This window comes from Deinococcus sp. (genome assembly GCF_030523985.1).
Lineage (GTDB): Bacteria > Deinococcota > Deinococci > Deinococcales > Deinococcaceae > Deinococcus.
On the sequence record NZ_JAUNHK010000023.1, the window covers coordinates 1 to 24,207 of the forward strand.

The 24,207-nt window shown below is 66.9% G+C and carries 23 protein-coding genes; 8 read left to right on the forward strand and 15 right to left on the reverse strand.

All coding sequences use genetic code 11. From position 1 onward, the window contains the following. Positions 1 to 1,328: ATP-dependent zinc metalloprotease FtsH (gene ftsH / locus Q4C89_RS05340; protein WP_303101599.1), on the reverse strand; the 1,328-nt coding region annotated here is incomplete at its 3' end. A gap of 186 nt (positions 1,329 to 1,514) precedes the next feature. Between ftsH and minD the strand changes: the two genes are divergently transcribed. The 3 genes from minD (at position 1,515) to Q4C89_RS05355 (ending at position 5,529) form a co-directional block, all read left to right on the forward strand. Further along, positions 1,515 to 2,321, forward strand: a complete 807-nt coding sequence (minD, locus tag Q4C89_RS05345) for a septum site-determining protein MinD (RefSeq protein WP_303101571.1) — start codon at positions 1,515 to 1,517, stop codon at positions 2,319 to 2,321. Further along, complete coding sequence (gene minE, locus Q4C89_RS05350) at positions 2,321 to 2,617, forward strand: cell division topological specificity factor MinE (protein ID WP_303101572.1); 297 nt, start codon at positions 2,321 to 2,323, stop codon at positions 2,615 to 2,617. Before minD ends, minE begins: the two co-directional genes overlap by 1 nt. Positions 2,618 to 2,862: 245 nt before the next feature. Further along, the gene (locus Q4C89_RS05355; protein ID WP_303101573.1) at positions 2,863 to 5,529 is read left to right on the forward strand and encodes an EAL domain-containing protein; all 2,667 of its coding nucleotides are present in this window, start codon (positions 2,863 to 2,865) and stop codon (positions 5,527 to 5,529) included. A gap of 43 nt (positions 5,530 to 5,572) precedes the next feature. Here Q4C89_RS05355 and Q4C89_RS05360 read toward each other — a convergent pair whose 3' ends face one another. Beyond that, positions 5,573 to 6,064 carry a Na+/H+ antiporter subunit E gene (locus tag Q4C89_RS05360; protein WP_303101574.1) on the reverse strand — a complete coding sequence of 164 codons (492 nt, stop codon included), beginning with the start codon at positions 6,062 to 6,064 and terminating at the stop codon, positions 5,573 to 5,575. Between the two features lie 64 nt (positions 6,065 to 6,128). Here Q4C89_RS05360 and rlmB point away from each other — a divergent pair, with 64 nt between their 5' ends. Further along, a complete protein-coding gene (gene rlmB / locus Q4C89_RS05365; protein ID WP_303101575.1) occupies positions 6,129 to 6,857 on the forward strand; it encodes a 23S rRNA (guanosine(2251)-2'-O)-methyltransferase RlmB in 729 nt (242 codons plus the stop codon). Next, positions 6,854 to 7,753, forward strand: a complete 900-nt coding sequence (locus Q4C89_RS05370; protein WP_303101576.1) for an aldose 1-epimerase — start codon at positions 6,854 to 6,856, stop codon at positions 7,751 to 7,753. Before rlmB ends, Q4C89_RS05370 begins: the two co-directional genes overlap by 4 nt. 60 nt (positions 7,754 to 7,813) lie before the next feature. Here the strand turns inward: Q4C89_RS05370 and Q4C89_RS05375 are convergent, their stop codons facing one another. The 3 genes from Q4C89_RS05375 to Q4C89_RS05385 form a co-directional block, all read right to left on the reverse strand. Further along, positions 7,814 to 8,026: a hypothetical protein gene (locus Q4C89_RS05375; RefSeq protein WP_303101577.1), complete on the reverse strand. Its 213-nt coding sequence runs from the start codon at positions 8,024 to 8,026 to the stop codon at positions 7,814 to 7,816. 53 nt (positions 8,027 to 8,079) lie between these two features. Beyond that, positions 8,080 to 9,177, reverse strand: a complete 1,098-nt coding sequence (locus tag Q4C89_RS05380; RefSeq protein WP_303101578.1) for a S1C family serine protease — start codon at positions 9,175 to 9,177, stop codon at positions 8,080 to 8,082. Positions 9,178 to 9,332: 155 nt separating this feature from the next. Continuing rightward, positions 9,333 to 11,021 carry a cell wall metabolism sensor histidine kinase WalK gene (locus tag Q4C89_RS05385; protein ID WP_303101600.1) on the reverse strand — a complete coding sequence of 563 codons (1,689 nt, stop codon included), beginning with the start codon at positions 11,019 to 11,021 and terminating at the stop codon, positions 9,333 to 9,335. A 96-nt stretch (positions 11,022 to 11,117) separates the two neighbouring features. Here Q4C89_RS05385 and Q4C89_RS05390 point away from each other — a divergent pair, with 96 nt between their 5' ends. Continuing rightward, the gene (locus tag Q4C89_RS05390) at positions 11,118 to 11,795 is read left to right on the forward strand and encodes a response regulator transcription factor (RefSeq protein ID WP_010887388.1); all 678 of its coding nucleotides are present in this window, start codon (positions 11,118 to 11,120) and stop codon (positions 11,793 to 11,795) included. Positions 11,796 to 11,871: 76 nt separating this feature from the next. Here Q4C89_RS05390 and argR read toward each other — a convergent pair whose 3' ends face one another. From argR to hisF, 9 genes are all read right to left on the reverse strand, one after another. Further along, the gene (gene argR, locus Q4C89_RS05395) at positions 11,872 to 12,345 is read right to left on the reverse strand and encodes an arginine repressor (RefSeq protein ID WP_303101579.1); all 474 of its coding nucleotides are present in this window, start codon (positions 12,343 to 12,345) and stop codon (positions 11,872 to 11,874) included. Between the two features lie 202 nt (positions 12,346 to 12,547). Next, positions 12,548 to 15,958 carry an efflux RND transporter permease subunit gene (locus Q4C89_RS05400; protein ID WP_303101580.1) on the reverse strand — a complete coding sequence of 1,137 codons (3,411 nt, stop codon included), beginning with the start codon at positions 15,956 to 15,958 and terminating at the stop codon, positions 12,548 to 12,550. 94 nt (positions 15,959 to 16,052) lie between these two features. Continuing rightward, positions 16,053 to 17,279 carry an efflux RND transporter periplasmic adaptor subunit gene (locus Q4C89_RS05405; RefSeq protein ID WP_303101581.1) on the reverse strand — a complete coding sequence of 409 codons (1,227 nt, stop codon included), beginning with the start codon at positions 17,277 to 17,279 and terminating at the stop codon, positions 16,053 to 16,055. Positions 17,280 to 17,282: 3 nt separating this feature from the next. Continuing rightward, positions 17,283 to 18,320, reverse strand: coding sequence for a TolC family protein (locus tag Q4C89_RS05410; protein WP_303101582.1), 1,038 nt, complete (start codon positions 18,318 to 18,320; stop codon positions 17,283 to 17,285). Beyond that, positions 18,317 to 19,816, reverse strand: a complete 1,500-nt coding sequence (locus Q4C89_RS05415; protein ID WP_303101583.1) for a TolC family protein — start codon at positions 19,814 to 19,816, stop codon at positions 18,317 to 18,319. Before Q4C89_RS05415 ends, Q4C89_RS05410 begins: the two co-directional genes overlap by 4 nt. Before the next feature lie 83 nt (positions 19,817 to 19,899). Continuing rightward, positions 19,900 to 20,496 carry a TetR/AcrR family transcriptional regulator gene (locus Q4C89_RS05420; protein WP_303101584.1) on the reverse strand — a complete coding sequence of 199 codons (597 nt, stop codon included), beginning with the start codon at positions 20,494 to 20,496 and terminating at the stop codon, positions 19,900 to 19,902. 77 nt (positions 20,497 to 20,573) lie between these two features. Next, a complete protein-coding gene (locus tag Q4C89_RS05425; protein WP_303101585.1) occupies positions 20,574 to 20,792 on the reverse strand; it encodes a hypothetical protein in 219 nt (72 codons plus the stop codon). Between the two features lie 12 nt (positions 20,793 to 20,804). Beyond that, positions 20,805 to 21,461 carry a bifunctional phosphoribosyl-AMP cyclohydrolase/phosphoribosyl-ATP diphosphatase HisIE gene (gene hisIE / locus Q4C89_RS05430; protein WP_303101586.1) on the reverse strand — a complete coding sequence of 219 codons (657 nt, stop codon included), beginning with the start codon at positions 21,459 to 21,461 and terminating at the stop codon, positions 20,805 to 20,807. Beyond that, positions 21,454 to 22,266 (reverse strand): imidazole glycerol phosphate synthase subunit HisF, encoded by an 813-nt coding sequence (gene hisF, locus Q4C89_RS05435; protein ID WP_303101587.1) that lies wholly within the window; start codon positions 22,264 to 22,266, stop codon positions 21,454 to 21,456. Before hisF ends, hisIE begins: the two co-directional genes overlap by 8 nt. A gap of 174 nt (positions 22,267 to 22,440) precedes the next feature. Here hisF and Q4C89_RS05440 point away from each other — a divergent pair, with 174 nt between their 5' ends. Together Q4C89_RS05440 and rplS are read left to right on the forward strand one after the other, a co-directional pair. Then, positions 22,441 to 22,860: a response regulator gene (locus Q4C89_RS05440; protein ID WP_303101588.1), complete on the forward strand. Its 420-nt coding sequence runs from the start codon at positions 22,441 to 22,443 to the stop codon at positions 22,858 to 22,860. Between the two features lie 137 nt (positions 22,861 to 22,997). Next, complete coding sequence (gene rplS / locus Q4C89_RS05445) at positions 22,998 to 23,480, forward strand: 50S ribosomal protein L19 (RefSeq protein WP_303101589.1); 483 nt, start codon at positions 22,998 to 23,000, stop codon at positions 23,478 to 23,480. A gap of 134 nt (positions 23,481 to 23,614) precedes the next feature. On the opposite strand, the gene tsaB is transcribed toward rplS, so the two are convergent. Beyond that, positions 23,615 to 24,172, reverse strand: a complete 558-nt coding sequence (gene tsaB, locus Q4C89_RS05450; protein WP_303101590.1) for a tRNA (adenosine(37)-N6)-threonylcarbamoyltransferase complex dimerization subunit type 1 TsaB — start codon at positions 24,170 to 24,172, stop codon at positions 23,615 to 23,617. Positions 24,173 to 24,207: the final 35 nt, after the last annotated feature.

Genomic DNA, 24,207 nt, shown 5'->3' on the forward strand with positions numbered 1-24,207 from the left:
TCTTCGGGGGTATACAGCGCCGAGCCGAGGCTGCGGCCACGCGGCACCACCGTCAGTTTGTGGGCCTTGTCGGAGTGCGGCAGCAATTGGGCAGCGAGGGCGTGTCCGACCTCATGATAGGCCGTCACTTTGCGGTCGGCTTCCCGAATGACCAGCGACCGCCGCTCCGGCCCCATCAGCACTCTGTCCCGAGCTTCGTCCACGTCTCTCCCCGTAATCCGGCTGCGGCCTTCCCTCGCGGCCAGCAGTGCCGCCTCATTGAGCAGGTTTTCGAGGTCGGCCCCCACCATCCCCGCTGTGCGCCGGGCCAAAATGCCCAGATCCACCGACACGTCCAGCGGCTTTTTACGGGCGTGAATACGCAAGATCTGCTCACGTCCGCGCACGTCGGGGGCGTCCACGACCACCTGACGGTCAAATCTCCCCGGACGCAGCAACGCTGCGTCCAGCACGTCGGGGCGGTTGGTCGCCGCCAGAATGATGACCTCCTGCCCGCTGCCGAAGCCGTCCATTTCGACCAGCAACTGGTTGAGGGTCTGTTCGCGTTCGTCGTTGCCGCCTTGGATGTTCATGCCCCGTTTGCGGCCTACGGCGTCGATTTCGTCGATGAAGACGATGCAGGGAGCCGACTTGCGGGCTTGCTCGAAGAGGTCACGCACGCGAGCAGCCCCAACGCCCACGAACATTTCCACGAAATCCGAGCCGGAGATGGAAAAGTAGGGAACTTTGGCTTCACCCGCGACCGCTTTGGCGAGGAGGGTCTTGCCGGAACCGGGAGGGCCGACCAGCAGCACACCATGCGGAATCCTGGCCCCGAGCTGGTGGTATTTGTCGGGCTGGCGGAGGAAGTCCACGACTTCCTCCAGGTCTTGCTTGGCTTCGTCGCACCCGGCCACGTCGGCGAAGGTCAGCTTGATTTGTCCCTCGCTCACCACCGCCGCCCGTGATTTGCCGAAGGCGCCAGCGGCGTCGTTACCGCCACCATTACGACTGCGAATCAGGAAAATCACCAGCCCGCCGATGAGGGCGGTGGTCAGCAGGACACTCAGCACACCCAGAACACTGGTGCGGGGCGTGGGCACGTAGGTGACGGTCACCCCTCGCGCTTCCAGGGTGCGTAGATTCAGCGCCGGATCGCTCGGCAAGGTTCTGACCGTGTAGGGCGCGGGCGGGTCACCCCCTTCGCCCCGCACCAGGGCCGTGCCGTTCTGGTACAGGATGCGGGCAGTCCGGATCTCCTTGTTCTGCAGGGCCTCTGTAAACTGATTGAGCGTCCATTCCGGCGTCTGGCGCGGCGAGAACAGGCCGAACGCCAGCACCGCCGCCATCAGCAGCGCCCCCAGCAGCCAGCCCCCCCACTTCACAGCTTCACTCCGTTTTTGTCCGCGCCGCGCCTCATGGCCTCAGTGTACGGCGCGGGCACCCCGGATCATCGTCCCGCAGCTTCCTTTCCGGCAGTCCGAATAGAGGTGCAGGCTTACATTTGGGCGCGACCTTGCTAGACTGCCCGCAGCATGGATGCCAAAGTCATTGTCGTCACGTCGGGGAAGGGGGGCGTGGGCAAAACCACCACCACCGCCAACATCGGCGCGGCCCTGGCCCGCTTGGGTGAAAAAGTAGTCGTCATCGACGTGGACGTAGGTCTGCGTAACCTCGACGTGGTCATGGGCCTTGAGTCCCGCGTGGTGTTCGACCTCGTGGACGTTCTGGAAGGCAAGTGCCGCATGAACCAGGCCCTCATCCGCGACAAGCGTGTGGAAAACCTGCACCTGCTGCCCGCTTCGCAGACCCGCGACAAGGACGCCCTCGACCCCGAGGTCTTCAAAGAAGTCGTCAAGGGCCTGATGGAAGAAGAGGGCTTCGACCGCGTGCTCATCGACTCGCCCGCCGGGATCGAGTCGGGGTTCCGTACCGCTGCCGCCCCCGCCGAGGGAGCGCTCGTGGTGGTCAACCCCGAAGTCTCGTCGGTGCGTGACGCCGACCGCATCATCGGCCTGCTCGAAGCGCAGCAGGTGACCGAGATTCGTCTGGTCGTCAACCGCCTGCGCCCCAAGATGGTGGCGAGCGGCAACATGCTCTCCATCGACGACATGGTGGACATTCTCGGCGTCAAGCCTATCGGCATCATTCCCGAGGACGAAGGCATCATCGTTTCGACCAACGTCGGTGAGCCTGCCGTGCTGGGCAAGACCAAGGCCGGAGACGCGTTCATGGCGACGGCGCAGCGTATTCAGGGCCAGGACATCCCTTTCCCCAAACTGGTTGAGGAGGAAAAAGGCATCTGGGCCGCCATTCGCCGCCTGTTCGGGGGTGGGAGCTGATGTTCGGCTGGTTCAGAGGCCGCCGCAGCAAGGAAACCCTCAAGGACCGCCTGGAACTGGTGCTGGCCTATGACCGCGCCAAGATTGCTCCCGGCAAGGTCGAGGCCCTGCGCAACGACCTGCTGGAAGTCGTGCAGAAGTACTTCCCGTCGGGCAACTCCAAGGTCGAAGTCGAGCAGGACGGCGACAAGGTGGTGCTGATGGCGAGCATTTCTATCGAGGAAGCCAGTGGCTTGGTGCAGGACGACAAGACCGAAAAAGACGACGCCAAGGACGCAGACAAGACCCTCGACTGAGGAAAGCGGCTGAGTTTCGGCGTAACCATCGGGTGGGCTGCCTCTAGGTGGCCCGCCTTTCTTTTGTGCTCCTGCCTGGAGTGCCTGAACCAAAGTCAGTTCTTTGCACGAAGACCGTAAGAGTCGGCGTGCCAAGCTGAGGACGTTTCTGGCTGTCAAGCGAATGCCGGGCTCAGAGAACAGGCCAGAAGTCCGCGTCCCGGTGTTGCCTATTTCTTCTTGCGTTTGTCGAGGTTTTCCTTCCCATGTCTGCCGCCAATACCAGTTCCACCCAGTCCGTCCTGCAACTCGCCCTCCGTGACCTGATGCGGCTGCATGCCCCGCAGGCCACGTTGCTGGCGGCCATTGGGCAACGCGTGATGAATATTCAGGCGGACGGCACCCCGACCGAGTCGCCCGACGCCCAGCTCATCCCGCCCGACGACTGGCTGGAGCGCGGCGACCTGGCCTGGATTACCCGTGACGGTGCCCTGCTGGGCCTGCTGTGGTCCGAGGGCGCACCGATTCCCGAGGGGGCGGTGGAAATCCTGACGCTGCTGCTCTCGGCGGCGAGTGCCGAGGGCGCGACCCGCGAGGCCGACATGCTGATTACCCAACTCCCGGCAGCGACCGCGTGGCTGAGTGCCGACCTGACGTTCAAGCAGGTCAGCCGCACCTTTCTGGAACTGTTCGGCATGGTCGAAGGCCAAGTGCTGGGGCGCAACGTGCGCGAGGTTTTCCCGACCCGTGAGGAAATGGTGCGCCAACTGACCGGGGCCGCCGCAGGCCGCTCGGTGCGCCTGAGCGACGAGCAACTGCCTCCCCGTCTGGGTGAAACGTCGGGCCGCTGGCTGCGTGGCGAAGCCAAACCGTACTTCGGGGGAGCGGCGGCGGGCGTGCTGTGGACTGTGCAGGACGTGACCGCCGAGCATACCTACGCCGGGCAGGTGGCCGGGCTGCTGGATACCGACCAGCCTCTGGCGCTGCTGGGGGCCGGGGGCGTCGTGCAGGCGGCGAGCCGGGGCCTGTCCACGCTGCTCAGCGAGCAGGACGCGTCCTCGGTGGGGGTCGGTCAGCCTCTGCACGAATGGGCGGCCTTCAAGTCCGAGGGGGCGCAGCTTCTTCAGGAACTCGTGCAGAGCGTCGAGGCGGGCAACCGCACCACCCACAGCGAGGTGCCGCTGGCCCGTGGCGGGCGGCTGCCGCTGGTGCTGCGGCGCAACGAAGCCCTGCCCGGTCAACTCGTTCTGGAAGGCGCGACCCTGGGACAGGCAGCCGACGAAGCGGGTGGCATGGCGTCGCAACTGCTGCGCCTGAGCGGAGCGGCGACGGTGGTGCTCGACCACCAGGGCCGCACGCAACTCGTCAGCGAGCAGGCCGCCAGTCTGCTGGGCATGGACGCCCAGAGCCTCACCGGAATGCCGCTGACCCGCCTGATTCAGCAACTCGGCGTCAAGCTGCATACCTCGGCGGGCGACCCCTTGCCCGTGCCCAACCTCTCGTCGTTCAAACTGCCTTTTACGGGTGAAGTGCTGGCGCTGTTTCCCGGCGGCATCAGCCGTCACCTCGAAGTCAACTTGTCGGCACTCGAACAGGGCATGGCGGGCCGCAAACCCGGCATTCTGCTCAGCCTGCGCGACGTGACGGCCCTGCGCCGTGCCCAGGCCAAACTGCGCCACGACGCCTCGCACGACGCCCTGACCGGGCTGCTCAACCGGGCGGGCCTGAGAACCGAACTCGGACGCAGTGCGGCGACAGGCGGCATGGTGGTCTGCCTCGACATCGACGGGTTCGGTGGCCTGAACGCGGCGCTCAGCCGCACGGCGGGCGATCTGCTGCTCATTCAGGTAGCGGCCCGCCTCAACGACCTGACCTCGCTCGAAGGGGGGCAGGCGGCGCGGCTCGCGGACGACACCTTCGCCGTCTACCTGCCCGAAACCAGCGTCGAAATCGGGGTGCAGAAGTTGCAGGTCGCCCTGCGCGAGCCGCTGCGGGCAGGCCGCCGTCTGGTGCCGGTCACGTTCGCGCTGGGGGCTGCCAGTCTGCAGGGTCCGGTGCCCGAGCAGGCCCTGGCCGACGCCGACGTGGCGCTGCAACATGCCAAGCGGCAAGGTCGCGGGCACGTCGTCATCTTCCAGCCGGGGCTGCGTGATGCCGAGGCCCAGAGCTTTGAACTCGAAGACCAGCTGCGGGCCGTGATCGAGGGCGGTCAGCAAGACGAACAGTTCTCGCTGCTCTACCAGCCCGCCATCAGCCTCAAGGACGGCAAAGTGCTGGGGGCCGAGGCCCTGCTGCGCTGGACGCATCCGGAATACGGCAACGTGTCGCCCGCCCGCTTCCTGCCGATTGCCAGCCGCAGCGACCTGATTACTTCCATCGGGGAATGGGTGGTGCGGCAGGCGGTACGGGGCCGCGCCCAGATGCGCGAGGTCACCCACCAGCGCGACTGGCGCACCAGTGTCAACCTCAGCCTGGAAGAACTGCGCCGCGCCGGGGCGATGGAGCGGCTGCTGCCCCTGCTCTCGCGGCCGAGTGCGCTCGATATCGAGGTCAGCGCGGGCAGCCTGATCGACCACAGCGAGGAGACCCTGGGCCTGCTCGAAGCCCTGCGTTCACGCGGCGCTCGCCTGATCGTGGACGACTTCGGCGACGGGGCCAGTAGCCTGACCGCCCTGACCCAGTTTCCCCTCAGTGGCCTCAAGCTGCACCCCACGCTGACCACCCGCCTGCCCGACGACCAGAAGTCGCTGAAGCTGGTGCAGGGCACCATCAGCCTCGCGCACAGTCTGGGCCTCTCGGTCACGGCGGTGGGGGTGGAAAACTACGCCCAGCTCGACATGCTGCGCGACCTCGGCTGTGACGCTGCCCAGGGGTACGCCATGACACCTCCGCTCAGCGCCGACGACCTGGTGGCGTGGCTGCAAAGCCGCTGAGATGCAGAGGGCTGAGAGCACAGGCATCCACCGCTCTCAGCTCTCAGCTCTGCGCTGCCTGCTCCCGTCCCAGAATGTCCAGCATCTGCCGCTCAATGCTCTTGACGCTCTCGACCACCGCTCCGTAACTCGCCATCCCCGCCGCGTGGACATACATGGTGTCGCGCTCCTGCGAAAACCCGAGCGTGACGGTGCCCGGCATCAGGCCCGTCATGGCGGCCAGTAGGGTCAGCGAGCTGGCATGGCGCAGTTGCAGCGGCACGGCGACGATCATCTGGTTGAGGTGGGGCTGGGGCTTCAGGGCCAGTTGCGCCATGACTACGTTGGCCCGCACCAGTTCGCGCACGAAATAGCCCGAGAGCCGCAGTGTGCCCAGCACCGAGCGGATATAGCGCTCCGTGCCCAGTGCGCCGTGAAAGAGCCACAGCACGCCGAAGCCGAGCAAAAAACCCAGGCCCAAGCTGCGCAGGCTGACTTCGCCCAGAAACAGCGCCCAGACCAGCGCCAGAATCAGGTTGAGGGCGAGGCCGTTCATCTGCTCCCATACTAGACGCTTGGACGCGGGGCGAGAAGTCGCGCACTCGCCTACACTGCTGCACATGTTGCTTTACGGAAGAAACCCGGTACTTGAGGCCCTCACCGGGGGGCGCGTCTCCGAACTGGTGCTGGCCCGTGGGGTCGAAGACGCCTTTGCCCGGCAGGTGCAGGACGCCGCCAAGGAAGCGGGCGTGCGGGTGCGCTGGCTGCCGCGCATCGAACTCGACCAGATGGTCGGCACCACCCAGCACCAGGGCATCGTGGCCGAGGTCGAAGAACTGGCCTGGGCGACGGTGGACGACATCCTCGACCGGGCCGAGGCGAGCGGCGAAGACCTGCTGGTGGTGCTGCTCGACGGCGTGACCGACCCGCGCAACTTCGGGGCCATCATCCGCTCGGCGGAGGTGCTGGGTGCCCACGGCGTCATCGTGGAGGAGCGCCGCTCGGCTCCGCTCTCGCCCGTGGTCGCCAAGACGGCGGCGGGCGCCACCGCGTATTTGCCCGTCGCCCAGACCAAGAACCTGCCCCGGCTGATAGACCAGCTCAAGGCCGACGGCGTGTGGGTCTACGGAGCGGCGGGCGAGGCGGCGCAGGACGTGACCCGAACCGACTTCTCGGGCCGCACGGCGCTGGTGATCGGGGCCGAGGGCGAGGGCATGCGCCGCTTGGTGCGTGAAAAATGCGACGTGCTGGTCAGTATCCCGGTGCGCGGGCAGATTCAGAGCCTGAACGCGTCGGTGGCGGCGGGCATCCTGCTGTATGAGGCGACCCGCAAACGGGGCCAGAAGTGACCCGGCAGGTCGAAAGCCTCCGCAGCGACGCCCTGAGCCTCGACATCCTGCCCGACTTGGGGGCCAGCATCCTGAACTTGCGGGCCGCGTCGGGGCGTTCGGTGCTGCGCCCGGTGGAGTTGCCCAGTGTGGAAACCAGCAGCCAGTGCGCCAGCTTTACGCTGCTCCCCTTTTCCAACCGTATCCGGGACGCCCGCTTTTCTTTCGGCGGCGAGGACGTGGGGCTGCGCGTGACCACCAAAGACGGCCTGACCCAGCACGGCGACGTGAGGAACCGTCCCTGGCAGGTGAGGCGCGTGAGCGACGGCCTGTTGCGCTGCACCTTCGACAGCCGCGAACATGCCGATTTCAACTGGCCCTGGGCCATCACTGCGGCGGTGGACTATGTGCTGCACGGGCCGCACCTCGACATCAGCGTGACGCTGACCAATGCCGACACCCGACCCATGCCCGCCGGAATGGGGCTGCACCCTTACTTTCAGCGCCTTCAGGACGGCCTAGACCCGCGCCTCGGCTTCTGTGCGCCGCTGACCTACGACACCGACGAGCGAATGCTGCCGCTGGGGGCCGCCCGTCCGGTCACGCCCGCCGAGGACTTCGGCACGCCCGTCGCCATCGGGGAGCGCATGGTGGACCGCACCTTCGCCGCCTGGGACGGGGTGGCGCGGCTGGACTGGGGGGTGCGGGCGCTGACGCTGACCGCCGACAACGTCTTTTCGCATCTGGTGGTCTTTACCGCCCCCGACGGCAGCCTCGCGCTGGAACCCGTCAGCCACGCGACCGACGCCTTCAATCTGGCGGCGCGGGGTGTCCCCGGCACCGACATGCGCGTGCTGGAGCCGGGGCAGGCGCTGGCCGGGGCCGTGCGGCTGACGCTGGAAGGCGACTGGGCCTGAAGCCGCCCACAGAGCAACCGGGGAGACCATCCGAACGGTCTCCCCGGTTGTTTTTTCCGCTCAACTCGCCGCGAGCAGGCGTCCGTCCCGGCCACGAACCTCGAAGCCCTGGCCGGGGCGCTGGCTCACCCATTGCAGCACGGTCAGCAGGTCGTCGGCCTCATACACCGTTTCGGGGCCGTCCGGGGTGTCGAGGCTGACCCGGTATTCGGCGGCCTTTGCGGGCGGTGTCCAGCGTTCGCCGCCGTCTTCCTTGACAAAAGCTCTTGACATTTCTGTATTTTCCCGTTTCCCCTTTAACGCCGGATGGGACGGGGCTTGGTGAATCACTCACGTGTACAGGGGTCGGTGCTGCCTTGCCGGGGGGCCGTCTGTGCTCTGAGGGTCAGCGTGGTTTGCGCCCTTTCCCCGGCGCGGCTGTACTCCACGTTCACCTTGTCGCCCACATGCAGGCGCTTGAGCTGGTCGAGGGCCGTACCGCTGTCGGGCGTCGGCACGCCGTTCATGCTCAGGATGATGTCGCCCAGGGCCGTCAACTGCCCGTCGCGGTTCGCCACGCAGCCGCGCAGTCCGGCCCGGTCGGCGGCACTGCCGGGCGTCACGCGCAGGATGACCGCGCCGGGTGGGTCGGTGCGCCCGCTGTGCAACTGGTCGAACACCAGCCCGACCAGCGCCGTCAGCGGTGACTCACGCTTCTCGCCACTCTGCAGGGCCCTCACCAGTTCGCCGCCCTGCGTGACGGGCACGGCGTAACTGGCTTTGGTCTGTCCGTCGCCGCCCACGCGGATATAGCTGACCACCCCGATGGCCCTCCCCGCCGCGTCGAGAATGGGGCCGCCGCTGTCGCCCTGGGCGAGGGGGGCGCTCATTTCCAGCGTGCCCTGCGGAAAGTCGCTGCTGCTCGCCTCGGCATTCAGCCGCAGCAGTTCGCCGCGCCGGGGTTGCAGAAAGTCGCCCCCGCTGTTGCCGATGGCGAGCACCTGTTCGCCCACCTGGGGAAGACCCTGACCCAGCTCCAGGTAAGGGAAGGGGCCGCCGCCCTGTACCCGCAACAGGGCCACGTCCGCCGCCTCGTCGAAGGCCGCCACCCGCGCCGGGTAGCTGCGCCCGCCGAGGGTCGTCACTTCAAAGAGCTGTCCGGCCTTGACCACGTGGTAGGCAGTCAGCACGTCGCCCCCTTCGTTGATGAAAAACCCGGTGCCCAGCCCGCCCGTGCGGGTGCGCGTATCGAGGCTGTCCACTCGCACCACCGCCGGGCGCAGAGCGTTGAACAGTTCGCGGGTCTGGGCGGGCAGCGCGTCGGGCAACTGGGTCGAGACGGAGGGCGGCGTGGTTCCGGCCTGCTCTCCTGTGCCGGGAGGAATCAGGTAAGCCGTCAGCGCCAGGAGCAGCAGCAGGGGAAAAGCGAGGGAAAAGCGGCGCACCCCCTGAGTCTAGGGCGGGGGCGCGGCGGGGAAGGTGGCTGAACGTGCAGAGAGGGGCAAGGCAGATGGCGAAGGGCTGATAGCTGATGGCCGATAGCCAGCCCAGGCCAAAGCTCAAGCCAGCCATCAGCCCTCTGCTCTCAGCCCTCTGCGACTTACGGCACGTCCTCCTCGTCCAGCAGCGGCACGTCGCCCACCGGAAGCTGAACGTGGGCCACCGTACCGCGCCCGACTTCGCTTTCCAGCCAGATGCGCCCGCTGTGGGCGTCCACGATGCCTTTGGCGATGCTCAGGCCCAGGCCCGCGCCGCCCTGGTCGCGGCTGCGGCTGTCTTCGACGCGGTAGAAGCGGTCGAACAGTTTCGCCAGATGCTCGGGCGGGATGCCGGGGCCGTCGTCGCGCACGCTCAGGCGCACCTCGCGCCCGTCTTCCTGGGCGCTGCTTTCCAGGGTCACGGTTTTGGCCCCGGCCTTGAGCGCGTTGCCGATCAGGTTGATGACCACTTGTTTCAATCTGTCCGGATCGCCCTCGAAGGGAATATCGGGACCACTCACCCGCAGTTCCGAGTCCTGACCGCTCGCCAGCGGCGCGAGTTCGCGGGCCACTTCATCCAGAAACAGCCGCGAGAAAATCGGCGCGAGGTTCAGGGCCAGCGCCCCACTGTCGGAGCGGGCGAGTTGCAGCAGGCTGGTGATCAGGTTGGTCAGGCGCTCGGACTCGGAGCGGATGATGTTGAGGCTCTCGCGCTCCTGCCCGCCGGGGTTGGTGCGGCGCAGCAGGTAACTGGCGTGCCCGCTGATGGCGGTGACGGGGGTTCTCAGTTCGTGGCTGGCGTCACTGGTAAAGCGGCGCTGCGCCTCGAAACTCGCTTCCAGGCGGCCCAGCATGGCGTTGAGCGAGCGGGCCAGCGCCTGCACCTCGTCGCCCGTGTCCGGCTCGGGCACGCGCTCGGTGAGGGTCTGACCGCCGATGCCTTCTGCCGCCTGCCGCACCTGTCGCAGGGGCCGCAGCGCCCGGCCCGCCAGCCCGTGGGCTAGGCCGCCCGCCAGCAGCGCCCCGATCAGCATGACGGTGGCGAAGGTGCTCCGCAGGCGACGCAGCGTGTCCTCGATGCCCGCCATGCTGCGCCCGACGTAAGTGATGGACAGCACCGGGGGCGGCAACAGTTCCAGCGTGACCTGCCCGCCCCCCAGCGAGGCCAGCGGCTTGGGCGCGTACTGCACCGGCCCCAGCGTGACCAGAATCCGGTGCGGCAGCAGGTTGTCGCTGTACACCTCACGAATATTACGGTGAATGACGATGCGGCTCTCGGGCGACTCGATCAGGGCCAGCAGTTCCTCGTCGGTGAGGGTCAGCGGCGTGGCACTGTTCAGGCCCGTGACCGGATAGCGGTACATGTTCTGCTGCGCGCGCACGACGGACAGTTCGCGCTTTTGCTCGGCAGGGGACTTGCTCTGGGCAATAGCCGCTGTCAGGGCGGGCTGCTCTACGAAAGGCAGCTTTTCAATCTGAATGACATCGTTGGAAAAGATGGTGCGCGCACGCGGCAGTACGCCTTCCTCATCACGCTCCAGGTCGGTGGCGGGCGAGTCGAGGGCGAGTTGGCCCACCAGTTCGGTAAACAGGCCGTGCGAGGCCCACAGCGATTCGTCCAGTCCCTTGGTCAGGCTGCTGCGCATCAGCACCAGCGCCGCGCCGTAGACCGAGGTCAGCAAAATCGCCAGCAGGGTCGCGTACAGCAGGGTCAGGCGCAGTTGCAGCGAGGGCGACCAGGGCCGCCGGGGCCGGGGCGGCGTGTCCTGGGCGGGCGCGGAGGAAGTCACACCGGGGGTCACGCCGGGCAGTTTAGCGGTGAGACGCAAACGACAGGCTGTTTGTGATGAATAAACATTAAGTGCCGTCCGTCGTCTTCTCATGAGAACGCTCATTACACTGCGGGTATGGAACGCAAGCCGCTCGTCCTCGTCATTGAAGACGAGAAAGATATCGCCCGCTTTATAGAGCTAGAACTCGCTGCCGAGGGCTACGCCACCGAAGTCGCCTTTGACGGCGTCACTGGCTTGTCGAAATTCCGCGAAGTCAACCCCGATCTGGTCATCCTCGACCTGATGCTGCCCGTCCTCGACGGCCTCGAAGTCGCCCGCCGCATTCGCAAGACCAGCAACACCCCCATCATCATCCTGACCGCCAAAGACGGCATTCAGGACAAGGTGGAGGGCCTGGATTCGGGGGCCGACGATTATCTCATCAAGCCCTTTTCCATCGAAGAACTGCTGGCCCGCGTCCGCGCCCACCTGCGCCGCGTCAACCCCGCCGTCACGGGCGAAGTGCGCGTGGCTGACCTGGTCATGAACCTCGACGGGCGCGAGATTTTCCGGGGAGGCCGCCGCGTCGAACTGTCGGCCAAGGAATTCGAACTGCTCGAACTGCTGGCCCGCAACCCCGGCAAGGTCTTTTCACGCTTTGAAATCGAGGAAAAGGTCTGGCCCGAGTACACGGGCGGCAGCAACGTGGTGGACGTGTACATCGGCTACCTGCGCCGCAAGCTGGAAGAAGGTGGAGAACGCCGCCTGATTCACACCGTGCGCGGCGTGGGCTACGTGCTGCGCGAAGAGTGAACGCAAGTCAAGGCACTGAAAGAAATCCCCTTCCAGGACTCGGAAGGGGATTTCCTTTGCCATCCGCCTCTAGCCTCTACCCCAGCATCAGCGAATTGAACTCTTCCATCAGGCTTTCGCCTTCCTGGGTGGTGCGGGCAATGACCAGAATGGTGTCCTCGCCTGCCAGCGTCCCCACGATGTCGTCGCGTTTCCAGCGGTCGAGCAGCAGCGCCACGCCCGAAGCGTGCCCGTCGGCGGTGCGGATGACCAGAATATTTTCGCCCCGGTCCACGTCCTGCACGAAGCTCTGGAACAGGCGCGAAAGCTGCTCCTCGATGTCCGAGTCGCCCCCGTACTGCGCCAGGGCGTAGCGGTGGCGGCCCTTGCCGATAGGCACGCGTACCAGCCGCAATTCGTTGATGTCGCGGCTCACGGTGGCCTGCGTGACTTGTACTCCTTCTTTTGCCAACAGCTTGACGAGTTCGGCCTGGGTCGAAACACTCTCGCGCAAAATGATGTCCTGAATTCTTTTTTGTCTTTGTTCCTTGCCGATTTCCTTGCCAAGCATTCTGAATATTCTATGCATATACAGGGTGGAGTGCAAAGGGCAGGACGGGGCTGAAGGCAGATGGCGGATGGCAAAAGAAGTTCCCCTCCCGAATCGTGGAAGGGGAACTTTTTCTTCTCTCGACCCTCCACCCTTGCGGGGGAGGGCGTTGCGAAGCAACGGGAGGGGGGGCGTCCAGACCAACTTTTTTCTGTCAAATGCTCTAGGCGACTTGACCCGTTCCTGTCACCAGTGCGGGACGTGCCATTCGCTTCTTCTCGAAGTGCCAGAACACGCTCGGCACCACGTAGAAGGTCAGCAGGGTGCTGGTAATCACGCCGCCCAGAATCACGATGCCCAGACCCCGGCGGAATTCGGCGCCCTCGCCCTGGCCCAGAATCAGCGGAATCGAGATGACCAGCACGGTCAGCGTGGTCATCAGGATGGGCCGGAAGCGCAGTTCGGCGGCTTCGAGGAGGGCTTCGCGCAGCGGCAGGGTGCGGGCGCGTTCGGTCACGAATTCGAGGTACAGAATCGAGTTCTTGGTGGACAGGCCCAGCAAAATCACCATGCCCAGCACCGTAATCACGTCCAGGTTGACCCCGAAGAAATTCAGCGTCCACAGCGCCCCCACAATCGCCAGTGGAATGGGCAGCAGCAGGTAGATGGGGTAGCGGAAGGAGTTGAACTGGCTGCCCAGCACGAGGTAAGTGAGCAGCACGGCGGCGAGCATCAGGATGGGGCCGTAGAAGATCAGGTCACCCGTCAGGCCCGCGCTGCCGAAGGAGTTGGCATTGCCGAGCGTGACGCCATTTTCCAGCACGCCCGCTTTCGTCAGACGTTCCTCGATGGTCTTCTGGTACGCAAAGGGATTGGGGCCGCCTGCCACCAGATTGATGTCGAGGGTGGCGGTGTACGCCTTGTTGAAGCGCCGCAAGGTCGCCGGAGCCTGCGCGACCTCGAAGCGGCCCAGGCTGGAGAGAGGCACGTTGGCACTCAGCGCCGGGGCGTACAGCGTTTGCGAGAGCAGGCTCTGCTCGCCCGACACCAGCGAGGGGTCGAGCCGCACCACGATGTCCACGCTGCGGTCACCGTCGCGCACCTGCCCCGCCACCGTGCCGTCGTTGTAGGTACGCAGGGCCTGCGCCACGTCGCTCACGCTCAGGCCGGTGCCGCTCAGCCGCAGCGGGTCGGGCACGAAGGTGCGTTCCTGGCGGGTTTCGGACAGGCTGCTCTTGACCGAGCGGAGGTTGGAGTCCTGCGTCAGCAGGCGCATGACGGCGCGGTTGCGTTCCTCCAGCAGCGTCTGGTTGGGCGCGGTAAGGGCCAGCGAGATGTCGGCGCTTCCGCCGGGGCCAGTCTGCTGGCTGCCGACCACCAGTTCGGTGCCGGGGAACTGGGCCACCAGCGGCTGCAACTGGCGGCGGTAGCGCTCGGTCAGGTCATCTATGCCAGGGCGCTCTTCGCGGGGAATCAGCGTCAGCGTCAGGTCGGAGGTGTTGGCGTTCGCGCCGCCGAGTTGCCCGCCGCTGCCCGAAGCCGTTTGCACCAGCTTGATTTCGGGCTGCGCCAGCAGTTTGTCTTCTATCTGGCGGGTCAGGTCGTCGGTGACGGAGAGCGGCGTGCCGACAGGCAGGGTCAGGCCCACCGTCATGATGCCGCTGTCGCTCTTGGGGGTGAACGCAAAGCCCACGCCACGCAGCGCCAGCGGCGCACTCAGCAGGAACAGGCCCGCGACCAGCATGACCACGCCGGGCCGCCGCAGGGCCGAGGCCAGCGAACGGGCATAGGCCCGCGCCGCCCGGTTCACGCCGCCCAGGGTCAGCCCGTGCAGCGTGTCGGTCAGGGCTTCGAGGGTGGCGTACAGCACCGCAATCACGTAGCGCACGGCGGTCAGCAGCACAGGCGCGAGGACGATGCACAGCAGACCCGCCGCGATGGGAGGCAGTCCCGCACCCTTCAGGCCGAAGTAGGCCGCCGCTCCCGCCAGCGCCAGTCCGACCAGTCCCCAGAACGTCCGCACGCCGCGCAGGGTGCTCTGCCACACTTGCGGCAGCGAACGCAGCAGCGCGGGCAGGCTGGCCCAGGTGACGCGCTGCGGCTCGTTGGTGTACGCCATCCGCACCGTCAGGAACAGCAGACTTTCCAGCCAACTCAGGACGATGGCGGCGGCGATGCCCAGCCCGAACTGGCTGAAGAACTGCCCCAGGATGCCAGGCATGAAGCTGAGCGGCAGCAGCACCGCCAGCAGCGCAAAACTGGCGGCAGTAACGGCGGAAAAGACTTCCGAACCGCCGAGCAGCACGCTTCTGAGCGGTGAGTAGCCCAGGTCGCGGTAGCGCTGCACGTTTTCAGCGACCACAATCGAGTCGTCCACCACGATGCCAATCGCCACGATGATGGCGAGCAGCGAAATGATGTTGAAGGTGAAGCCGAGCACGCCAAAGAGCAGCGGCGCGGCACTGATGGAAATAGGAATGGCGAGAATGACCGCGAAAACGGTATTCAGCCGTCCCAGGAACAGCAGGCAGATGAGGCCCACCGCCAGCACCGCCAGCAGGAATTCCTTGAAGGTGTCCTTGACGGTGGCGCGGGTGGTCGTCGTCGTGTCGCTGGCGAGCGTGAGCTTGTACCCCGCCGGAAGCGGCTGGGTCTGCATCGCGGCCCGCACGTTGTCGGTGACGGCCACCGAGTTGCTGCCGCTGGCCTTGCGGACATTGAGCAGCACGGCGCTTTGACCGTTGACGCGGGCGTAGCTGTTGGCGTTGGCACTGGCATCGCGCACCGTCGCCACGTCGCCCACGCGCAGGCCCGTCGCCGGGTCAACCACGATGCGGCTCACGTCGGCGGCGCTGCGGGGGGTGTTGCGGGTGCTGTAGCTGGTGGTGGCCCCGCTCTGGTCGAGGGTTCCGGCAGGCAGGTCGAGGGCCGAAGCGCTGATGGCTCCGCTGACACGGGCGGGCGACAGGTCGAACCCCTGCAAGCGGGCTGGGTCGAGCAGCACCTGCACCTGCCGTTCCGGGCCACCGCTCACGTTCACGTCCGCTACGCCCTCCACCCGCTGCAGCCGGGGCACCAGGGTGTCTTCGGCAAAGGTCGTCACCTCGCTGGGCCGCGCCGAGCCGCCGAGCAGCGCCAGCGTCAGAATCGGCTGGGCGTTGGGGTCGAATTTCTGCACCACCGGGGCCTCGGCGCCGCCTGGTAGCGTGCCGCGAATGGCCGCCACCGCCTGCGACACCGAGTTGGCCGCCGAGTCGATGTCGGTGGAGTCGCTGAAGGTAATCACCACCGCCGACTGGTTGCTGACCGACGTGGTGTTGATGTCGGTGACGCCCGCCAATGTGCTGATGGCGTCCTCAACCTTGCGGCTCACCTCACGGTCAACTTGGTCGGGGTTGGCGCCGGGGTAGGTCGTGCTGACCGCCAGCACCGGAACCTCGAAATTGGGCAGCAGTTCCACGCCCAGCCGGAAGGTGGACACCAGCCCCAGCAGCACGACCATCACGAAAATGCCGATGGAAAAGACGTAATTCTTGACGCTGAAGCGCACCAGCGGGTGAACGGCGGGTTCGGGCGTGCCGTCGGGCAGCGTGCCGCCGGACTTGAATTCGGCTTCGTCGAGGTGGGTACTCATGGCTGCTCCTGCGGAGCGTCAGAGGTGGAGGGTGGAGAGTAGAGGGCAAAAAGCCATTCGCCATCGGCCAGCGGCCAGCGGCCTTCTCCCCCCCTCACTTCACCACCACCTTCGCCCCGTCCTGCACTCCGGCGGGCAGCGGGCTGATGACCGCGTCTCCGTCCTGAAGGCCCGACACGGCGAGCTGGTTGCCACTTTCGGCCACCACGTCCACGACCTGCCGCTGCGCCCGGCCTGACTCGGCGGTGTAGACGGCACTTTCGCCGCCCTCGACTTGCAGCGCCGCCGAAGGAATCAGCACGCCGTCGCCCAGTTTGGCGCGGTAGCTGGCGCGGGCGTTGGCCCCGACGGGCAAATCCTGACCGCCGTCTATGGTCGCAGTAATCGGCACCAAGCGGTTCTGTCCGGCGATGCCGGTGCTGTCTACCACGGTGGCGACATAGCTTTTGCCGCCATAGGTCAGGTTGAACTTGACGCCCTCGGTGAGTGTGGTGGCGTCGGCGGTGGGCACGCTCACGCGGGCGCGGAGCGAGGTCGGGTCAACGAGGCGCACGACTGCCGTGCCCTGTGCGGCGAACTCGCCCACTTCGGTCAGGACTTCGGCGACGGTTCCGGCAAAGGGTGCGCGCACGGCGGTTCGGCGCAGGTTCTCCTCGGCCTGACGCACGGCGGCCTGGGCGCTTTGCAGTTGCACTTGCGAGAGCGGCACCGAGTTCTGGGCACTGCGTCCGTTCTGCTCCAGCGCGTTCTTGGCCTGTGCCAATTGCGACTGCGCCTGGGCCAGTTGCGAGCGGGCGGCTTGCAGGTCAGCCAAGCTGATGCCGCCCAGATCATAGAGGTTCTCGGCACTGGCGGCGTTTTGCTGGGCCTGGGCCAGGGCCGCCTGCGCCGAAGTGACGCTGGCCTCCAGCGCCCCCGTCGCCTGGGTCGTGCTTTGCTGCGTCTGCGAGAGGCTGACCTCGGCCTGGCGCAGTTGCAACTGGGCATTTTCCAGCGCCTGCTGCTGCCCGGTGTCGTCCAGCTTGACGAGCACCTCGCCCTTCGCCACGGCCTGTCCCTGGCTGACGGGAATGCTCTGCACCGTGCCGGAGGACTGGGTCGCCACCCGGCTGTCGCGCTCGGCCTCGATGGTGGCGCTGGCGCTGCGCTGCACGGTGAGGGTGCCGGACTTGGCGGTCACGGTCTTGACGCTGAGGGTGGTGGTCTTGGGCGGCGCGGCGTCGAGGTCGTTGGTTTTGGTGGCGGTCTTGGGCGAGCAACTGGCGAGCAGGAGGGCGCTCAGCAGTAGGCCCGCGACGGGAGCGGCCTTCTGTGGTCTCACGCCTTACTTCACCAGCCCCGTCACGTCCACGCTGCTGGCGGCTCCCAGCGCGGCGAGGGCCTGCCACAGTCCGTCCTGTGCCTGCTGCACACCCAGCGCGGCCTGCTGCGCCTGCACCTGCGCTTGCTGCACTTCGACAGCGGCGGCGGTTCCGGCCTTCAGGCGGGCCTGGGCCTGGGCCAGCGCGGTCTGGGCGTTGGTGGCCTGCTGCCCAGCGATGTTGACCTGCTGCTGGGCATTTTGCACGGCGCGGTAGGCGTCGCTGACCCGCGTGCTGCTGGCGCGCACCGCGTCGTTCAGGCTGCGCTGGGCGTTGGCGAGGGCAATCTGGGCGTCTTGCAACGTGCGGGCAGGGGTGTAGTCGTTGTTCGACAGCTTGACCTGAAGCTGTGCCAGGGCCGCGCCGTTCGCCGCCTGCACCAGCGCAGGCAGCCGCTTGTCCAGCCCGCTTTGCAGGGTGGCGAGGCTGACACTCAGCTTGGGCGGTGTGGGCGGGGCCGCCAGCACCAGATTCGTTCCGGCACTCAGGCCCAGCGTGCGCGCCAGTTGCGCTTCCAGCACGGGCAGTTGCGCCTGCGCGTCGGCGAGTTCCTGACGGTTGCTGTTCAGGCTGGTCTGGGCGCGGTTCACGTCGAGTTGCGTGGCGACGCGGGCGGCGAGGCGGGCGCGGGCGATTTGCAGGTTGCGTTCGTCCAGCGCGACCTGGGCGCGGTTGAGGTTGATGCGGCCCTGGGCTTCATACGCCGCGACGTACTGCCCGATGACCGTCTGGGCCACGTTCAATTTGCTGCCCTGCAAGCTGGCGAGTTGCGCGGCGGCGTCCTGCTCGGCCTGGGTCAGCGTGGTGACGATGGAGGTGGGGTCGGCCCGCACCGCCCGCAGGTTGGCCTGGGCTTTTTGCAGGTTGGCGCGGGCGCTGGTCACGTCGGGGCCGCTCTGAAGCGCCTGATTGACGGCGCTGGCGAGGGTCAGCCGCGTCTGGGCGCTGGCGGCAGGGGAGAGGGCGAGGGTAAGCAGCAGGGCAGAGGCAATTTTTTTCATGGGCGTTCTCCGAGTGGGGTGAGCAGAGGTTGGGTGAGCAGGAGGGGGTCGAGGTCGCCCGTCGCCTGGGCCAGACCCAGGGCAGCGAGCGCGACCTGGGCCTCCAGACTGTCGAGGGAGTTGCGGGCCTGGGTCAGTGCGAGTTCGGCTTGCGCGACTTCGAGGGAAGTGCCGAGTCCAGCGTCCAGCCGGGCGCGGGCGTCCTGCACGGTCTGCTGGGCGCGGGTCAGTGTGGTCTGGGCGGCGGTGAGGCTGTCGCGGGCGTTTTCCAGGTCGGCAAAGCGCGAGCGCACTTCCAGTTCCACGCCCTGCCGCGCACTTTGCACCGCGAGGGCCGCCTGCTCGGTGGCCGCCTGGGCCTGGGCGGTGGCCTGTGAGCGTCCGCTGCCCAGCAGGGTGAAGGTGCCGCTGAGGTTGAGCGCCACGCCACTTGGCAGCGCCGTTTCGGTGGTGACGGGCTTGCCGTCCGGCCCCGGCGCGGTCACGCCGCGGGTGGTCGGTTCCTTGAGCGGAAAGCTGACCTGCCCCGACACCGTGCCGGACTTGAGGCCGAAACTGCCGCCCACCGTGCGCCCGCCGCCGCCCGTGCTGCCCAACTGCCCCGCCTGCACCGACGCGGTGATGTCCGGCAACCGCTGGTCACGCTCGGCACGGGTCAGGGCGGCCTGGGCATCGGCCAGACCTGCCTGGGCGCGGGCAATTTCAGGGCGCTGGGTCAGGGCGCGGGCGATGAGGGCGTCCAGCGGCTCTTGCAGCAGCCCCGCCGGAACCAGGGTGCTGACGGGGGCATAGTCGGCGAGGTTGCCCGACAGCGTCACGCTTTGCCCGGTCAGGCGCGAGAGTTGCGCGGCGGCGAGGGTCAGCCCCCGGCCCGCTTGTGCGACTCCGGCGCGGGCCTGCTCGACGCTGGCCTGCCGTTCCAGCAGCGCGGTTTGCGGAATCAGGTTGTCCCCACGCTGTTGCTGCGCGACCTTGAGCAGACTTTCGGCGAGGGCCAGTTGCGCGGCGGCCAGTCCAGCGGCAGCGGCGGCGCTGCGGGCACCCGCATACGCCTGCGCCGCCTGCACGGTCAGCCCCGCCCGCGAGGAACGCAGTTCGATGGCGGCAGCCCGCAGGGTACGTTCGGCGCTCTGCACCGCTTCCCGCTGCGGCGACCAGGGCAGGACGGGCAGGGCAAAACTGGCGTTCACGGCAGGCGAGAGCGTCCAGTCACCCGTGTCCCAGGGAAATTTGCTGAGAGCCGCACTCGCCCCGGCTTGCACGGTGAGTCCGGCGCGGGCACGGGCACTTGCCAGCCCCAGCTCGGCGGCGCGGTAGGTCAGGTCGGCTCCCCTCCACCCCGGCGACGTGCGGAGGCTTTGCAGCAGTGCGGGCAGCGTCAGGGCAGGCGCGGGCTGAGCTTGTGCGGGTACAGGCAGGGGCGCAGGCGGACTACTCTGCGCCGGGGCCAGACCCAGCAGCAGCGGCAGCGAAAAAAGCAGAAAACGGTGTCTCAAGGCAACCTCGGCAGAAAAGTGGGGCAGGAAAGTGGGGAAGAGAAAGGGAGTACGGACTCATTATTTGACCGCTCGGTCAGAGTCTAGGGCTTCAGCCCAGGCCACAGCAGGTCGAGTAGCCCGCGCACGAAGCGCCCGCTGTCCATCGCCCCGCCTGGTGGCCCCGGCGCAAAGAGGTATTCGCGGTGAATGAACTGCCCGATGGCCCCCACGATGCACAGCGCCACGACCTCGGTGTCGTGGGGGCGAACACGGCCCAGCGCGGTTTCTTCGCGCAGGTAGCGGGCCAGGGCGTCGGTGTCCTGGCGCAGCGGGTTGTCCAGCCGTTCCAGCAGCGGGTTGTGTTCGGGACTGCATCCCCGCGCAAAAACGGCGGTCAGGTGCGGCAAAATGCGCCTCGCCTCGTCGATGTGCGCCAGGGCCGCCCGTTCCAGATTGCGCCTTACCTCGCCTTGTCCGACCTGGGCCAGCAGGTCTTCGCGCCAGCGGGCGTACTCGTCCAGGCCCATCGCCGCCTCGAACAGGTCTTCCTTGGTCGCAAACCGCTTGAACAGCGTGCCTTCCGACACCTCCGCCCGCCGCGCGATGGCGGCAGTGGTGGCCGAAAATCCCTGTTCCAGAAACACTTCGCGGGCCGCTTCCAGCAACCTTTCATCGGGAATGGTACGGGGACGGGCCATAAGTGAGTATAGGCTCACGAATTGCCTGACTGTCTGTAGGCGGGTCTACCAAGTTGGTTCGTGGCGGGTGGGGCGGGTTAGCCCTCTTCGACCTGCCGCAAACGTTCACCGCGCTCGTAAAAGTCCCAACACTCTGCCGTCCAGGTCGCGTAGATCAGGCGGCGGTTCTGGGCGTCTGCCGCTTCGAGCGCCTGCCCCAGCGCCCGGAAAAAGCGGCTCCCCTGCTCCTGCATGGCGCGGGCTATCCAGTACGGCTCAGCGGCGAGCAGGTGGGTCAGGCGCGGGTCAGTACTCATCGGCACGTCCCCTCAGCCCACTTCCTTCGGCCCCTTCAGCCCGCTTTTGCCCTCGCGCTCCCTCAGCACGGCGGCCACGTCGGCGGGGGTCACGCCGATTTCCGCCATCGCAAACAGGGTGTGAAACATCAGGTCGGCCACTTCGGTAGACAGCTCGGCGCGGTCGGCGTTTTTGGCTGCCAGCAGCACTTCGCCCGCTTCCTCGCTGATTTTTTTCAGCACCCGGTCAATGCCTCCGGCGTGCAGTCGCGCCACGTAGCTGCCTTCGGGCAAGGTGGTCAGCCGCTCGGTGATGGTGCGGTAGACCCGTTCTAGCGTGCCGTCCAGCGAGATTTCCGTTTCGGGATTGGTCAGCAGCGGGCGGTGAAAACAGGAGGTTTCCCCGGTGTGGCAAGCCGGGCCGGTCTGCTCCACGCGGTAAAGCAGGCTGTCGCCGTCGCAGTCGGTCACGACTTCCAGCACGCGCTGGGTGTGCCCGCTGGTCTGGCCCTTGACCCACTGTTCCTGACGCGAGCGACTGTAGTAGGTCGCTTCACGGGTGGTCAGGGTGCGCTCCACGGCGGCGCGGTCGGCATAGGCCTGCGTCAGCACGGCTCCGCTCTGGGCGTCTTGCGTCACGACGGGAATCAGGCCGTCTGGCCCGAAGCGCAGGGGGGAAAGGTCAAGCATGGTCGGTCTCCTGGGGGTGGAATGTCTGCGGCGCGTGCCACTGCGGGCGCACCGCAACGCCCTGCTGCGCCAGATACGCCTTGACCTGCGGCACGGTCAGGTCGCCAAAGTGAAAGACGCTGGCCGCCAGAGCGGCGTCGGCCTCGCCTGCGGTCAGCACGTCGCGAAAGTCTGACAGCTTTCCTGCGCCCCCGGAAGCGATGACCGGAATGTCCACCTCTCGGGCCACGGCGCGGGTGGCCTCCAGGTCGAAGCCGGCGCGGGTGCCGTCGGCGTCCATCACGTTCAGGCACAGTTCGCCCGCGCCGAGTTCCTGGCCCTGCCGCGCCCAGGCCAGCAGGTCGAGGCCCGTGTCCACGCGGCCCCCGCCGACATGCACTGTCCAGCCCTGCCCGTTGGGGCGGCGTTTGGCGTCTATGCTCAGCATCACGCACTGCGCTCCGTGGTGGTCGCTGGCTTCCCGAATCAGTTCGGGCCGCCGCACCGCGCCGCTGTTGACACTGATTTTGTCGGCCCCAGCCAGCAGCAATTGCCTGAAGTCGGAAAGTTGGTTGACCCCGCCGCCGACGGTCAGCGGCATCATCACCTGCTCGGCCACGCGGGCCGCCACGTCCAGCATCAGTGAACGGCCCTCATGGGTGGCGGTGATGTCGTAAAAGACCAGTTCGTCGGCTTGCTGCGCCTCGTAAGCCTGCGCCAGCGTCAGGGGGTCGCCCGCGTCCCGGTGGTTCTCGAAAAACCGCACGTTTTTGACCACACGGCCGTTCTGGACATCCAGGCAGGGAATAATGCGTTTGGCAAGCACGCTTGGCAGCATACCCGGCGGCGTGTGGTGGCCCCGACGTTGTGCAGATGCCTGGGCCGCATCCGCCCCCTTTCTCATCTGACACTTGATAGATTGTTGACGAAACCTTGATACTTTTTTAAGGCAAAGGGTATGGTCGGTAAGGCGAACTGAGCGAGGCAAGGAGCGCGTTCTATGAACTGCCATTCACTGCTACTGATTGACGACAATCCACACGACATAGAACTGACGCTGGCCGCTCTGGGCGACGAACCCGACCAGGACGTCAAGGTGGTGACGAGCGGGCGCGAGGCGCTCGACTATCTCGCCAGCCATCCGGAAAAGACGCCCGACCTGATTCTGCTCGACCTGAACATGCCCCACATGAACGGCCTGGAAGTGCTCGACGCCCTGCGTGCCCAGGAGCAGACCCGCGACGTGCCCGTGGTGGTGCTGACCACCAGCGGCGAGGAACGCGACCGCCGCCAGTCCTATGAACATGGCGCGAGCGACTACGTGGTCAAGGCGCTCGACCTGTCGCAGTTTTACGAGGCGATGGACCGAGTCAAGGCGTTCTGGCGTGCCCTGCGCCCCCGCACTGCTCGCACCTTTTGACGCTTGCTTGAGCGGAGGGAAATGGCCTATACTTTTCCGGCCCGGTTCGCCTCAGGCGAGCCTGTAAAGGAGTAAGAACGTTTCCGCCCGCAGAACGTGGGAGTGAGAGGCGGTCCGCTACCCGAAGGAGCGACAGTATGCAGACCCATATCAAGATCAACCGCGGCGAATTGCTGCGGGGCATCGAGAAAGACCACACCCGCCAGCTTCCCGACTTCCGCCCCGGCGACACCGTGCGCGTGGACACCAAGGTGCGCGAAGGCAACCGTACCCGCAACCAGGCCTTTGAAGGCGTCGTCATCGCCATCAACGGCTCGGGCAGCCGCAAGAGCTTCACCGTCCGCAAGATTTCCTTCGGTGAAGGCGTCGAGCGCGTGTTCCCCTTCGCCAGCCCCCTGGTCAACAAGGTGACGGTGCTCGAGCGCGGCAAGGTGCGCCGTGCCAAGCTGTACTACCTGCGCGACCTGCGTGGTAAGGCGGCCCGCATCAAGTCTGACCGCAGCCGCGTGATGAAGGACGCCGCCCGCGCCCAGCAGGACAAGGCCAGCGCTGCCGAAGCCGCCGCCGCGCCCGCCGAAGTCGCCCCCGAAGCCGTCGCTCCCGAAACCCAGGGCGAATAAGCCCCCGCAGCGGCCTGTGCCGCTCATCCTCCCGCTTGCTCCCCAGGGGCAGGCGGGATTTTTTGTGGAGGGTTGAGTGTGGAGGGTGGGAAGGACGGTGTTTTTAGCCGCCTTGCCCTTTGACGAAATTTGCCTTACAGATAGGCCAGCGCCCACCGCGTCTCCCCGTGCGCCAGTCCGGCCCGTAGCAGTGCGAGGCCGCTGGGGTGCGGGTCGCGGTGGTGGGGCAGCCCGCCTAGTCCGGCCTCGAACTCTTCGAGATTGCGCCGGGCGACAGGATGCAGTATGTCCGTCACCGTGCCGCCACTGACCTCGTAAACAGCGCTGTACACGTTGCCTTTGCGGGCGTCCAGGCTCACCGCTTGCGGCCCCTCACCGCTCACCAGACTTTCCAGGGTGGAGACGCCGCGCACCTGCGCCGCCCAGACCCGCCCCAGCCCCAGCGCGTAGCTGGCCCCCACCCGCACCCCGGTATACGAGCCAGGGCCGGTGCCGATCACGATGGTGTCGGCATGAAAGGGCAGCCCCGCCCGGCGGAACAGGGCGCGGGTTTCGTCGGCCAGTCGCTCGGCACTCGCCCGCCCGACCTCCTGCACGGCTTCCAGTTCGCCGCCGGGCCACGCCAGCGCCAGCGTCAGAAACGGGGTCGCGGTGTCGAGCGCCAGGGTGACATGGGGAGCAGGAGCAGTCATCGCGTGGCATTAAAGCAGATGCGCAGGCCTTGTCA

Bases quoted from the DNA above. Each gene is read 5' to 3' on its own strand.
- minD (WP_303101571.1), top strand. From the start codon at position 1,515: ATGGATGCCAAAGTCATTGTCGTCACGTCGGGGAAGGGGGGCGTGGGC.
- minE (WP_303101572.1), top strand. From the start codon at position 2,321: ATGTTCGGCTGGTTCAGAGGCCGCCGCAGCAAGGAAACCCTCAAGGAC.
- Q4C89_RS05355 (WP_303101573.1), top strand. From the start codon at position 2,863: ATGTCTGCCGCCAATACCAGTTCCACCCAGTCCGTCCTGCAACTCGCC.
- Q4C89_RS05360 (WP_303101574.1), bottom strand. From the start codon at position 6,064: ATGAACGGCCTCGCCCTCAACCTGATTCTGGCGCTGGTCTGGGCGCTG.
- rlmB (WP_303101575.1), top strand. From the start codon at position 6,129: ATGTTGCTTTACGGAAGAAACCCGGTACTTGAGGCCCTCACCGGGGGG.
- Q4C89_RS05375 (WP_303101577.1), bottom strand. From the start codon at position 8,026: ATGTCAAGAGCTTTTGTCAAGGAAGACGGCGGCGAACGCTGGACACCG.
- Q4C89_RS05390 (WP_010887388.1), top strand. From the start codon at position 11,118: ATGGAACGCAAGCCGCTCGTCCTCGTCATTGAAGACGAGAAAGATATC.
- argR (WP_303101579.1), bottom strand. From the start codon at position 12,345: ATGCTTGGCAAGGAAATCGGCAAGGAACAAAGACAAAAAAGAATTCAG.
- Q4C89_RS05400 (WP_303101580.1), bottom strand. From the start codon at position 15,958: ATGAGTACCCACCTCGACGAAGCCGAATTCAAGTCCGGCGGCACGCTG.
- Q4C89_RS05410 (WP_303101582.1), bottom strand. From the start codon at position 18,320: ATGAAAAAAATTGCCTCTGCCCTGCTGCTTACCCTCGCCCTCTCCCCT.
- Q4C89_RS05420 (WP_303101584.1), bottom strand. From the start codon at position 20,496: ATGGCCCGTCCCCGTACCATTCCCGATGAAAGGTTGCTGGAAGCGGCC.
- Q4C89_RS05425 (WP_303101585.1), bottom strand. From the start codon at position 20,792: ATGAGTACTGACCCGCGCCTGACCCACCTGCTCGCCGCTGAGCCGTAC.
- hisIE (WP_303101586.1), bottom strand. From the start codon at position 21,461: ATGCTTGACCTTTCCCCCCTGCGCTTCGGGCCAGACGGCCTGATTCCC.
- Q4C89_RS05440 (WP_303101588.1), top strand. From the start codon at position 22,441: ATGAACTGCCATTCACTGCTACTGATTGACGACAATCCACACGACATA.
- rplS (WP_303101589.1), top strand. From the start codon at position 22,998: ATGCAGACCCATATCAAGATCAACCGCGGCGAATTGCTGCGGGGCATC.
- tsaB (WP_303101590.1), bottom strand. From the start codon at position 24,172: ATGACTGCTCCTGCTCCCCATGTCACCCTGGCGCTCGACACCGCGACC.